Source organism: Rhizobium sp. YTU87027, assembly GCF_050644135.1.
Lineage (GTDB): Bacteria > Pseudomonadota > Alphaproteobacteria > Rhizobiales > Rhizobiaceae > Rhizobium.
Genome location: NZ_CP098440.1, coordinates 2,420,557 through 2,432,980, shown reverse-complemented (window position 1 = coordinate 2,432,980; position 12,424 = coordinate 2,420,557). Strand labels below are relative to the sequence as shown.

11 protein-coding genes are annotated in these 12,424 nt (G+C 60.1%); 6 read left to right on the top strand and 5 right to left on the bottom strand.

Annotated elements, in window-relative coordinates:
* Positions 1–599: 599 nt before the first annotated feature.
* Positions 600–977: an SGNH/GDSL hydrolase family protein gene (locus NBG89_RS12180; RefSeq protein WP_431320175.1), complete on the bottom strand. Its 378-nt coding sequence runs from the start codon at positions 975–977 to the stop codon at positions 600–602.
* Positions 978–1,303: 326 nt separating this feature from the next.
* Here NBG89_RS12180 and greA point away from each other — a divergent pair, with 326 nt between their 5' ends.
* Positions 1,304–1,786 (top strand): transcription elongation factor GreA, encoded by a 483-nt coding sequence (gene greA, locus NBG89_RS12175; RefSeq protein ID WP_431320174.1) that lies wholly within the window; start codon positions 1,304–1,306, stop codon positions 1,784–1,786.
* A 288-nt stretch (positions 1,787–2,074) separates the two neighbouring features.
* Positions 2,075–2,920 carry a GNAT family N-acetyltransferase gene (locus NBG89_RS12170; protein ID WP_431320173.1) on the top strand — a complete coding sequence of 282 codons (846 nt, stop codon included), beginning with the start codon at positions 2,075–2,077 and terminating at the stop codon, positions 2,918–2,920.
* Here the strand turns inward: NBG89_RS12170 and NBG89_RS12165 are convergent.
* Positions 2,917–3,834 (bottom strand): DMT family transporter, encoded by a 918-nt coding sequence (locus tag NBG89_RS12165; RefSeq protein ID WP_431320172.1) that lies wholly within the window; start codon positions 3,832–3,834, stop codon positions 2,917–2,919. The genes NBG89_RS12170 and NBG89_RS12165 overlap by 4 nt on opposite strands.
* Positions 3,835–4,031: 197 nt before the next feature.
* On the opposite strand from NBG89_RS12165, the gene NBG89_RS12160 reads away from it, so the two are divergent.
* Positions 4,032–5,330 carry an adenylosuccinate synthase gene (locus NBG89_RS12160; RefSeq protein WP_431320171.1) on the top strand — a complete coding sequence of 433 codons (1,299 nt, stop codon included), beginning with the start codon at positions 4,032–4,034 and terminating at the stop codon, positions 5,328–5,330.
* Positions 5,331–5,390: 60 nt separating this feature from the next.
* Positions 5,391–7,724, top strand: coding sequence for a hypothetical protein (locus tag NBG89_RS12155; protein ID WP_431320170.1), 2,334 nt, complete (start codon positions 5,391–5,393; stop codon positions 7,722–7,724).
* Between the two features lie 75 nt (positions 7,725–7,799).
* On the opposite strand, the gene rpoH is transcribed toward NBG89_RS12155, so the two are convergent.
* Positions 7,800–8,708 carry an RNA polymerase sigma factor RpoH gene (gene rpoH, locus NBG89_RS12150; protein ID WP_088695072.1) on the bottom strand — a complete coding sequence of 303 codons (909 nt, stop codon included), beginning with the start codon at positions 8,706–8,708 and terminating at the stop codon, positions 7,800–7,802.
* 160 nt (positions 8,709–8,868) lie between these two features.
* Entirely contained in the window at positions 8,869–9,903 is a 1,035-nt protein-coding gene (locus tag NBG89_RS12145; RefSeq protein WP_431320169.1) for an RluA family pseudouridine synthase, read from the bottom strand.
* A gap of 42 nt (positions 9,904–9,945) precedes the next feature.
* On the opposite strand from NBG89_RS12145, the gene NBG89_RS12140 reads away from it, so the two are divergent.
* Together NBG89_RS12140 and NBG89_RS12135 are read left to right on the top strand one after the other, a co-directional pair.
* Complete coding sequence (locus NBG89_RS12140) at positions 9,946–10,332, top strand: hypothetical protein (protein WP_431320168.1); 387 nt, start codon at positions 9,946–9,948, stop codon at positions 10,330–10,332.
* A 4-nt stretch (positions 10,333–10,336) separates the two neighbouring features.
* A complete protein-coding gene (locus tag NBG89_RS12135) occupies positions 10,337–11,155 on the top strand; it encodes a TrmH family RNA methyltransferase (protein WP_431320167.1) in 819 nt (272 codons plus the stop codon).
* Positions 11,156–11,157: 2 nt separating this feature from the next.
* Here the strand turns inward: NBG89_RS12135 and NBG89_RS12130 are convergent, their stop codons facing one another.
* On the bottom strand, positions 11,158–12,318 hold the full coding sequence (locus tag NBG89_RS12130; RefSeq protein ID WP_431320166.1) for a hypothetical protein: 1,161 nt from the start codon (positions 12,316–12,318) through the stop codon (positions 11,158–11,160).
* Between the last annotated feature and the right edge of the window lie 106 nt (positions 12,319–12,424).

Sequence of the window (12,424 nt, the reverse complement as noted above, 5' to 3'; positions counted from 1 at the left end):
TTTGCATTCGCATGAACGATGTCGCGGACCTCCGAACGCTGATTGGATTGGCCCACCGGCGAGCTCGGACAATATTGCTGGTCGGACTACCAATCTTCCTGGTGAAGCATCGCCCTGGTCTTCTCGCTCACGCCTCGCTACACCGCGCAGTCGTTGGTTCTTGTCGATACAAGTTCAAGGAATCTCCTTGACCCGGCAGCCGCCACCACAAACGGGCTTACCGACAACTCCCGAGTGGAAGGCGAGGTTCGTATTATTCAATCCGATGCGGTGTTGGTGGAGGCGATCAAGGACGGTAATCTGCTTGCTGACCCGGAGTTCGCATCCAACCGTTTCAAGGACTGGCTACTCTCCAGGATTAGATTCGGTGCCAACGCGGCCTCAGGCGACACGGCGGCTGGGGAGGTATTGTCCGCCTGAATGAGTAGGAGATTGAAGCCGTTCACGCTGCTGGTCGAGCCGCCGATGAGTTGAGCCTCGCCCGATATGGTCCAGTGGCTACCTGGTTCGACTTCGCGGTTTGCGGCTATGGAGCCATATATCTGTCGTCCGACATCCGTGAACGTGGCGGTCGCTGTTCCATGAATGCGAACGTCGCCTTAGGGGAGCCCGGCGTCGTCGATCCCCGAGGCTAGCAACTCGTGAGCCAGTCCGTCGATGACACCGGCGTCAAAGGAAGCCATCCAGTCGCGGCTACGCGGAAACAGGTTCTTGGATTCGGGACCCTGCACCGCGAGCAGCAACGGCTTGCCTCCCTGACGAGCGGCGATCTGGGTGGACGTCTGGCCACCCATGCCGCAATTGAGGATAATACGAGGCGGGTCGAACAAAGAGGCCGCCAACGCGGGGTAGGAGTGGTCGGGGGACGATGCGCCGGCGCCCGCTGTCAGGCTATCTCCGAAGGCGACAACGGAACGTTGTTTGGGCATGGCGCGATGCGCTGGCTGAATTGGACTGACACTGAGACCGAGAAACATGAAAGGCTCCACAGCGATGAATGGGAATGTGGTCCTATTTCGATTGGAGCAAGCGAGGAAAATCAGCCGGGTAGCCAAACCCATTTGCCGAAACTAGCCATGGCGGCTTGCGGCAATCGGGCGGCTCAGGCGGTTCGTTCGGAAGGGGAGGTGCGGTCGTTGTTCTTGCCCGGCTGTGACCATTGGACGAGATGGTATAAGATCGACTGCACGGCGACCGCCGAACAACCGGTGTCACGCCATTGCGGAATATGGGTTGTTTCGATCAATCGCGACCCATCGGCTGAGCGTTGCGAAATCAGAGACCAAAGAGCGGAGTTTCGAAATTGAGTGTTGCCTTCGTCAAAGAGGAAAGTGCCGAAGCTGCTTCGGAGACACTTTTGCCTGACCGTCCAATTTCGTCGCATCCGAACCTCGTTACGGAAGCGGGCCTGAAGGCTCTTGAATTGCAACTGCAGCAAGCGCGCGAGGCCTATGATGCCGCGAGCACGATCGAAGATGTAAATGAGCGGCGGCGGCAAGCAGCGAACCCGTTATGGGATCTACGCTACTTTACTACGCGCGTCCGCACGGCGCAGGTTATGCCTGATCCGATTTCATTTGATATCGTTGCCTTTGGAAGCACCGTGACCTTCAGCCGGGACGACGGGCGCGTGCAGACATATCGGGTCGTGGGAGAGGATGAAGCCGATCCCAAAGCCGGATCGATTTCCTTTGTATCTCCGGTGGCGAGAACTCTCATCGGCAAGACGATCGGAGATGTCGTCAGTCTCGGTGGTCAAGAGCTTGAGGTCATCGCCATCGCGTAGATGCGAATGTGACGCTCGTACGATTTTCGATCAGCTTATGCTTCTCTGAACTCTGAAGCTGGGCGCATCTTCATGTTCTCTTAAGTAATTATCTTGAGATTGTAATCTCCCTGTTCCATGATGGTTGCGATGCGAAGAATTTTCGGGTCGTGCTTCATGACGATCGCTGCAGATCGCCTTAGCCGTGAACATGTTTCTTCGCCGTCGGTTGGCTTACGGCTGTTAGACTTTGATCTTTATTTGTCCCGCAAGTGCGAACTTGCGGTCGATCTGATTTAGGGACGTTGCATGAATTCGGAGTTTGCCGTTCGCCCGATGCGACCCGGTGAGTTAGAGCTAGTGCTCGAGTGGGCACGTCAGGAGGGATGGAATCCCGGCCTCGACGACTCGGTTGCCTTCCATGATGCGGACCCGTCCGGATTTTTCGTTGGCGTGCTAGGGGAGGTGCCGGTCGCCTCGATTTCCGTCGTCAAATATGGCGAAGATTTCGCTTTCCTGGGGCTTTATATCGTCCATCCCGATTTTCGGGGTAAGGGCTATGGCAGGGCCATCTGGAATGCTGGCATGGCGTCCGCGGAAGGCCGCAGCATTGGGCTGGACGGTGTCCCCGCGCAGCAGGACAATTACCGCAAGGCCGGCTTCGAAGAGGCCTACCGGACGGTTCGCTACGGCGGTGTGATATCGGCCGTGCCTGGGTCAACACTGGCCGCTCAGGCTGTATCGGATAAACTCGACGGATTGCTGCGCTACGACGCAACGATCTTTCCGGCACCGCGGCCGGCGTTTGTGGCGTCATGGTGTGCGGCGCGCAGGGACCGGCATTCGGCGGTGGTGCGCAAGAGCGGCAAGATTCGTGGGTACGGAACTATCCGTCGTTGTTATGACGGCTACAAGATCGGTCCGCTGTTTGCCGCCGACAGTGATAGCGCGGCAGCCTTGCTTTCAGCCCTCACGCCACACGCCAAAGGGGCCAAGGTCTTCATTGACATTCCGACCAGCAATGGCGAGGCGGCTGAGCTTGCCGAGAGCATGGGCTTGGCGCCGGTCTTCGAAACGGCGCGGATGTATCGGGGAACAGCGCCCGTCGTTCCGCTGAAGAATATCTTCGGCGTCACGACGCTGGAACTCGGCTAGTCCATAGGCGAGGCGGGGGCGGTTGAGGCGGCCTTTTGGGGGCGACCTTTTTCGGCGATGGCAATGCCGCCCAAGGCGAGCGAAAGCGCAATCAAATGGAAAGGCTGAAGGCGCTCGCCAAGCAGCGCTACGGATAACAGCGTTCCAAACACCGGCACAAGGTTGATGAAGAGCCCGGCGCGATTTGCGCCGATTGCCTCGACGCCCTTGATATAGAGGATCTGCGCAAGCAAGGAGGCGAAGATTGCCGTGTAGAAGGCAATCAGCCAACCCTTGTTGTCAGGTAGCCGAACAGCGCCCTGTGTGCTCTCCCAAATAAGAAGCGGCACTGCGGTCAGCGTCGCACCGAGCGCGGGGATAGCCATCAGGGTGCGCCAATCGAGCAGCGGCTTCCAGCGCAGGAAGATGGTATAGACCGAGTAGGCGGCGACAGCGATCAGCATCAGGCCGTCGCCGTTGTTGAGGCCAAGTTGCAGCAGGGTTGTCAGGTCGCCATGCGCGGCGGTCAATGCGACGCCGCCGAGTGTCATGGCGAAGCCGACGATTTGCGCGGCCGAAACGCCTGTGCGGAAGAAGACGAAATTCAAGAGGAAGATCAGCATCGGAATGCCGGCCTGCTCGATCGCAACATTGATCACGGTCGTATATTTGACGGCCGAGTAAAGCATCGCGTTGAAAAGCGTGTAGCCGATGACGCCGTAAAAGAAGAGCAGCGGCAGATTCCTGCGGACGATCGGCCAGTCGCGTTTCAACTGCGGCACCGAAACGGCGGCAATGAGCGCTGTCGCAAGGAACCAGCGCAGAAACGTCAGCATCATCGGGCTAACGTGACCAAGCGCGAGCTTGCCCGCCACCGCGTTTCCGCCCCAGCAGAGTGCTGCGACGACGAGAGAAATATAGGCGGCGACCTGCACAGGCGATTCTTCCAGATGACGGCGATGCGGTTCTCAACCTCAGAGTATGATTGGCCAATAGCCCGATGATGGCTGATTTGTCACGTAAAAAGCCGATTCCGGCGGCACAACAGGGTCGCTTTCCCCGTGACAAAGCTTTATAGATGCGCGGGTTTGAGAAGGGTGCGGTTAAATCCGCCTTTAACAGGAAGACGTGAATGACGAACGTAGTCGTGGTCGGTTCGCAATGGGGTGACGAAGGCAAGGGCAAGATTGTCGATTGGCTTTCGGAACGTGCGGACATCGTTGTGCGCTATCAGGGCGGACACAATGCAGGCCATACGCTGGTTATCGACGGAACCAGCTACAAGCTGTCGCTTTTGCCATCCGGCGTCGTGCGTCCCGGCAAGATGGCCGTGATCGGCAACGGCGTCGTTGTCGATCCGCATGCGCTGATCGCCGAGATCGAGAAGCTGGAGAAGCAGGGCGTAAAAATCTCTCCCGAGAACCTGCGCATTGCCGACAACGCAACGCTTATTCTTTCGCTGCACCGCGAGCTCGACGCCTACCGCGAAGACGCCGCGTCCAACAGCGGTACGAAAATCGGCACCACGCGCCGCGGCATTGGTCCGGCCTATGAAGACAAGGTCGGCCGCCGCGCCATCCGCGTGATGGATCTCGCTGATCTGGACACGCTGCCTGGCAAGGTCGACCGTATTCTTACGCATCACAATGCATTGCGTCGCGGCCTTGGCGTCGCCGAGGTCAGCCATGACACGATCATGACCGAACTGACGTCGATCGCCGATCGCGTGCTTCCCTACCGCGATACCGTTTGGCTTTTCCTTGACAAGGAGCGCCGCAAGGGCGCCCGCATTCTGTTCGAAGGCGCGCAGGGAAGCCTGCTCGACATCGACCATGGCACTTACCCGTTCGTAACATCTTCGAACACGGTTGCCGGTCAGGCTGCGGCCGGTTCGGGCATGGGCCCAGGATCGCTCGGCTATATCCTCGGCATCACAAAGGCCTACACCACGCGCGTTGGCGAGGGGCCGTTCCCGACCGAGCTGCATGATGACATTGGCCAGTTCCTCGGTGAAAAGGGCCACGAATTCGGCACGGTAACCGGCCGTAAGCGTCGCTGCGGCTGGTTCGATGCGGCGCTGGTGCGCCAGTCCGTTGCAACCAACGGCATTACCGGGATCGCGTTGACGAAGCTCGATGTTCTCGACGGCCTGGACGAACTGAAGATTTGCGTCGGCTACAAGCTCGACGGTGAAGAGATTGATCATCTTCCCGCCAGCCAGGGCGCACAGGCACGCGTTGAGCCGATCTATGTTACACTTGAAGGCTGGAAGGAATCGACTGTCGGCGCGCGCAGCTGGGCCGATCTGCCGGCCCAGGCAATCAAGTATGTCCGCCAGGTCGAAGAGTTGATCGGGGCGCCTGTCGCTCTCTTGTCTACAAGTCCTGAGCGAGACGACACGATACTTGTGACCGATCCGTTTGAGGACTAAGGTCACGGGTCATTATTTGTGCGGTTCGCAGGGCGAACCGCACTCTTAGAGAAAGTACGAATGGCGGATTTTATCGCAGTTATCCGGCGGGCGGTTGACGGCCTGTCTGAAAATACTCCCGAGATGCGGGTGAAAGTCTACGAGCGTGCTCGCGGTGCTGTTCAGCGGCAGCTCGAGAATATGAAGCCGCGCCCACCGGAAGCGATGTTGCAACGGCAGCTTGAAAAGCTCGAAGCTGCAATCCGCGAAGTCGAAGCGGAACATGCCGAAGCCGTTCCGGTCGATGATGCCTCGCTCGCAGATGAGACCGCCGTTGAGTCAAGCGTCGATGCCGCCCCTGAGCCGGAGGCTGCCGCGCCTGAACCGCTTGCCGACGAAGCCGTAGTCGAGGAGCCGTCGCGTGCGGCGGTCCACGAAGATCACGTGGCAGCCGAAGAATCGGCGCCTGGCTACGAAGAGCCGACCGAAGAGCCTGCGCCTCACTATGAGGAACCTGTTGCTGCCGAGCCGGAGCATACGGCGCAGCAGGAGGAACCTTGGGCGAATGAGGAGCAGGCGGCTCCCGTCGAGGAAGCCGAGCCTGTAGAGCATTGGCAGGCTGCTCATTCCGAAGAGGTTGTCTACGAGGATCGGCGCGGTCAAGAAGAGCATGTTGTCGCGCAAGAGGAGCCGCTGGTCGAACCGGTCGAGCCAACCTATGCTGAACCGGCGCAGCCGATTGCGCGTGACTACGATCTGACCAACCGTCTGGTCGAACCGGTCCTTGGGCTGGACCGTCCTCCGGAGGAATTCGTGGATCGCAGCCAGGAGGAGCCGCTCCGGGCAGATGCCGCCGGGCATTTCGATCCGGTGTGGACAGAGCCCGTGGAGGAAACACCGGCGCCTCCCGCCAAGGATGCGCAGACGGATTGGGCACTCGAGGAACTCAGGCAGTTTTCGGAAGCGGCGCCAGTTGCTCCCGCAAATGAAGCGGCACGTGCGTTCGAAGACGTCATCGCAGGGATCGACCATACGCCAGGCGGCGTGAAGATGCCCGCCGCAAATGAGGGCTTCTCCTGGGAGTCCGCGGCCTTCGACGACTTGCCGCCGATTGAAAGCGGCAAGAAGGTTCCGATCAACGCCCATTTTGACGACGGCGATCTCTTCTCGGAAATTCATGGGACGCCGGCAGCAAAATCTGCCTCGGAAACCAATCCGGCCTGGCAGGAGGCAAAGCCACTTCGCGGATACGACAATCGTGGCGTCGTTGCCGAGGATGATGACGGCATTCCGGCAGCCGATCTTGACAGTGCGGTTGCTGCGAAGTTCCAGGGCAAAAACCTCCGTATGGAGCCGAAGCGCCGCCGTTTCGGCATCGGCTCCATCGTAACGATTCTCATTGCGCTGGGCGCGGTCGGTGGTAGCGGATATGCCGCCTGGACCAATAAGGACGCGCTGTCGTCAATGGTGAAGAACCTCGTGAGCGCGGCTCCTTCGCAGGGCACGAAGAACGAGCAGACGCCCACCAAGCCCGGTGCGGCAACGCCGCAGACCGGCGAGGCAAAGCCGGCTGAGGCAAACAAGGAGGTTGCTTCCTTGAATGATGGCGCTTCCGTCAACAACAAGTTCAACCAGCGGCTTCTTGTCGATGGTACAGAGGTGGACAGCGGCCCCGCTTCCGTGCCGGGAACGCCGACGGCCGAAGGAAAGTCGGTAGCCGAGCAGAACGTTGCAGCGGCGGATACGACCCCGCCAGTGACCTCGACGACGCCCGCAACGAGTGCCCCGCCTGCGACTGCGCCAGCGGCGACGACGCCAGCGGCGGCTGGAGCCACGCAAGCTGCGCCGGTAGGTTCCACCGAGAAGATGTTCCTATACGAGGAGCGGATCGGTCAGAGTTCGCCGACCGCCATCCAGGGGGCCGTCGTCTGGAGTCTCCAGCACGAGGCGGGCTCCGACGGCAGGCAGGAAGCGACGGTACAGGCGACGGTAACCGTTCCAGAACGCAATCTGTCGGCACAGCTCACGTTCAAGCGCAACTCCGATCCGTCGCTGCCGGCGAGCCATATCGTCGAGGTGGTCTTCTCGCTGCCGCCGAATTTTGAAGGCGGCGCCATCGAAAGCGTTCAGCGTATTTCGATGAAGCGCACCGAACAGGATCGCGGCGACGCCCTGATTGCTGTGCCTGCAAAGATCACCGACGATTTCCACATGATCGCCCTTAACGACTATCCGGACGCGCGCAAGGCGAACCTCGATCTCCTTTCAAGCCGCGACTGGATCGACATTCCGATCACGTATCGCAACGGTCGCCGTGCACTTCTGACAATGCAGAAGGGCACTACAGGCGCGGAGGCGTTCAACGCCGCGATCAAGGAATGGGCCGCTTTCGGCGATGTATCGACCAGTCAGTAGGCGACTGTCGAGTCGACAAAAAGAAAGGGCGGGACCAAACGGTCCCGCCCTTTTTGCTTGAACTACAATCGAGCGTTACGCCGTCGCTTCCACCACCCGAACGGCCTTGGCGCGTTCGAGAGCTTCCTTGCGAACGGCGTCCTGAACCTTTTCGAATGCGCGGACTTCGATCTGACGAACGCGCTCGCGGCTGATGTCGAACTCGGACGAGAGGTCTTCCAGCGTTACCGGATCTTCAGCGAGACGACGCGCCTCGAAGATACGGCGTTCACGGTCGTTCAGAACACTCATCGCCTTCGCCAGCATACGGCGACGCGTGTCGAGTTCGTCCTGCTCGATCAGAACCTCTTCCTGACTGTCATGGTCGTCGACGAGCCAATCCTGCCATTGGCCGGACTCGCCTTCCGAGGCCTTGATCGGTGCGTTCAGCGACGCGTCGCCCGACAGGCGGCGGTTCATCGAGACGACCTCCTCCTCGGAGACGTTCAGCTTGGTGGCAATCTCAGCGACGTGTTCCGGCTTCAGGTCACCGTCGTCAATGGCCTGGATACGGCCCTTGAGGCGACGCAGATTGAAGAACAGTCGCTTCTGATTGGCGGTCGTACCCATCTTCACCAGAGACCAGGAACGCAGGATGTATTCCTGGATCGAGGCCTTGATCCACCACATGGCATAGGTGGCAAGACGGAAACCACGTTCCGGATCGAACTTCTTGACGGCCTGCATCAGGCCGACGTTCCCTTCGGAGACGACTTCGCCGATCGGCAAGCCATAGCCCCGGTAGCCCATCGCGATCTTCGCAACGAGGCGCAGGTGGCTGGTGACGAGTTTGTGTGCGGCTTCGCGATCGCCGTGTTCCGCATAGCGCTTCGCTAGCATATATTCCTGCTGCGGCTCCAGCATCGGGAACTTGCGGATCTCGTCGAGATAACGATTGAGACCGGCTTCGCCGGCGGTAATGGACGGCAAGTTATTTCGGGCCATAAAAGCACCCTCCTATCTGAATTCCGGTTCCCGATGGAACGCGCCCCTGCGTCGAAAGGCAAACCGGGACGTGCGGCTTTATCCAAGCCCGCACTAAGTCAATGTACAGATAAGTATGGCGGAACAGGGGTTCAAGGCCGCACGCCCTTTCACGAAGGCGTTACTCCGGCTGGGCCCTTAGGGCGTTTGCCAGTTCCTCCATGTCCTCTGGCAGCGGCACTTCGAAGTGCATAACCTCGCCGGTGCGCGGATGCTCGAATTGAAGCATGTAGGCGTGGAGCGCCTGTCTTCCGAAGGCGTTCACTGTCTTCCTGGCAGCATCCGGAAGCAGGTTTGCCTTGGTTTTGAAACCTGCTCCGTAGACCGTATCGCCGAGCAGCGGGTGGCCGATATGTGCCATGTGCACGCGGATCTGATGGGTGCGGCCGGTTTCGAGGTGGCACTCGACAAGCGAGGCGAGTGATGTCGCGTCGGGGTTCTCATGGAAGCGCTCGAGAACTTCGTAGTGCGTGATTGCCTCGTCGGCATCCTGCGTTTCGGGTCGCTTGACGGCTCGGCGCGTACGGTCGCCGACGGAGCGGCCGAGCGGGGCATTGATGGTTCCGGTCAACGAGCGAGGACGGCCCCAGACGATCGCCTGGTAGGCGCGCTCCAGCGGCATCGTCCGCCCGTGATCGGCAAACTGAAGCGACAGGTGGCGATGAGAGATATCGTTCTTGGCGACGACCATTACGCCCGTGGTGTCCTTGTCCAGCCGGTGGACGATGCCCGGACGACGCACGCCGCCGATGCCCGACAGACTGTCCCCGCAATGATAGATTAGCGCGTTGACGAGTGTGCCCGTCCAGTTGCCAGCCGCGGGGTGCACCACCAGGCCAGCCGGTTTGGAGATGACGATGACGTCGTCGTCTTCGTACAGAATATCGAGCGGGATTTTCTCACCCTGCGGCGTCGGATCCTCGGGCTCAGGCAGCAGGATCTCAAAGGTATCGCCCGGACGCACCTTTTTCTGCGGATCGGCGACAACCTTGCCGGCCACCGACACCTGGCCTTCCTTGATCAGCACCTTCACGCGGCTGCGCGAAAACTCTTCACCAAGCTGTGCCGTCATCCACGCGTCCAGACGGCCTTCAGCGTTCTCGTCAGCGGTGAGGACTTTTCTAATGCCGGATGCTTGTTTAAAGGGGTCGCTCAAGACGCTTCTTCTCCGAATGATTTATAGAACGGAACGCCACATATGACGAATATCCAGCCAGACGACGATCAGGACGAAAAGCCCCTTGATCCGGCGATGGAACGTGTCCGGCGCAAGATGATCCGCCTGCAGATCGTCTCAGGCATCATCATGTTCGTGAGCCTTATGGCTGTCTTCGGCGCCGTTGTCTACAAGACGATGCGGGCTCCTGCGAAGGAACCCGTGGCCGCAACATCCGCGGGCGTTCCCTCCGATGCGCCGGTGTCTGTGACGGCAACGCTGCCTCCGGGTTTTGTCATCCAGTCCTCGTCGCTCTCGGGAGGCCAGATCATGTTCTTCGGGGCCACAGCCAACGGAATTAAGAAGTCGCTTGTCGTCGACATTCTGTCGGGGCGCATTGTTGCCGATGTGACGATTAACGGCGGCTAGAGCAATGGCTTCTCGCCTCATTGCCATCGAGAGTGCCGACGATCCGCGTATCACTGACTTTCGCGACATTCGCGAGCGCGATCTGACCGGCCGGCAGAACCGCTTCATCGCGGAGGGTACGGTGGTGCTTCGGATGCTGGCGGAGGCGAGCCGCAGCGGCAGCTTTGCGACTGAAAAAGTGCTGTTGCTCAAGAACCGTGTCGATGGCGTCGCTCCAATCCTCGAGAGGCTACCGGACAATGTGCCGGTTTATGTCGCCGAGGCGGAGGTTTTGGACCGGATCGTCGGATTTCATCTGCATCGCGGCGTGCTGGCGCTTGGCAGGCGCGAGGTGGCTGAATTCGACCTTATCGACCGACTGCCGGCGCGTTCGTTGGTTCTCGTGGGATGCGGCATTTCCAACCATGACAATGCCGGGTCCATGTTCCGCAATGCGGCCGCCTTTAAGGCGGACGGTGTCTTTCTAGACGAGACGTCGTGTGACCCGCTCTACCGGAAGGCACTGCGCGTTTCCGTCGGTTCCGTGCTCAGCGTTCCTTACGAACGGAAGGGCACGGCGCTTGACGTGCTGACACGGCTTGCGGCGAACGGCTTTTCAATCTGGACGCTTTCGCCCCGCGGCGAGACCGACATTCGGGCCATACCACCGGCGGAGCGCATGGCACTGGTTGTGGGTACGGAAGGCGAGGGGTTGCCTCCCGCGGTGCTGGAGCGCTTCCGCAGCGCGCGCATCCCACAATCGGAAGGATTGGACAGCTTGAACGTCGCGACGGCAACGGGCATTGCCCTGTTCGCCATGTCATCGGCTGCAAAACTGATCTGATTTCAGCCCGGCTCGGACAAGATCGTGGCCGCGCGTTGCGCGAGGTTGATGCGCTCGCCATCCTGAGCGTCGGTGGCGTCCGGCAAAAGGTCGCGGATCGGCGAGGAGGGACCTTCGTTGATGGCGGTCAACGCAACCATGCTTGCGGCGATGCCGGCGATCTCCTCGCGTATCGCGCCGTCGTGGCCAGAGTCGGATTTCGCTTTCAGAAGTTGTTCTGAGACGGCGGCGCTGCGCTTGCGCACTTCGTCGCTCAGGCGCGCCGCAATCGCAGCGGTATCGAGTTCGGTTGTCATCGTTTCCTCTGTTGCCCGCTCCTGTGAAACCGAATCTGCGGTTACAGGCGGGAGGCCTGCGCTGCGGAGCGCGCGGTTTGCTTTGCGCAGTTCAGCGTTTACGGCCTTGACCTGTTCCTTCAGCTTGGCAATTTCCTGCTGGCGGCGTCGGAGGAGTGCATCCTTGTCGGCCACCGATGCCGCATCGCGGTCCGCCTGGTCCTTGAGCCGGATGACTGCGTGCTCGTGCTGGGCGAGCGCCTGCTCCGCATCCTTCGCGCGCTTCTGCAACAGGCTCACGTCCTGGCGAAGATTGTCCCGCTCGACGCGGATCGCGTTTGCTTTGAATGTCACACTCTCGATTTCGGTCTCGCGCGCCGCCAAATCGATCTTGAGATTGTCGGTCTGCTCTGCAAGCTTGTTGAGGCGCATGCGAAGAGCGTCTAGCTCGCCTTCCTTGGCGGCGCTTGCCTGCTCGGCAATGTGAAGGCTGGTCTTCAGCTGGCTGATATAGTTCTCGTCCTTGCGCAGGTGCGAGCGCTGTTCCGCAGCTTCGACACTCATGTCACTGATTTGGGCCTGCAGCCCACCGATCTCGGCGGCAAACCGTCCCGCATCGAGCGCCAGCGCGTCATGCTTCAGTTGCAGCGCCAGCGACTTTTCGCGCTCGCGCACCAGGTCCTGTGTGGTCTTGGCATTTTCCGCGGCATAAAAGGCCCGGACCATATCCTTCTGTGCCCGCACTTCCTGCGGGCTGAGCGGCATCGTCGCGCGCATCCGATTTTCCGTGTACCAGACAATGCGGCGGTGAACAGCAGGCGACACCAGGAAAACGAGGAACGCTGCCGTCAAGAAGCCCAATCCGAACAAGAGAGCATATTCGATCACGGCGTCGCCACGGCTTCCAGAGGTTGATTTGCGTCAGGACCAATGATTAAGCGGACCTGACGCGTAGAGCAAGTGGCGGAAAGGTAACGGCGAGCGAGAGTTCGCT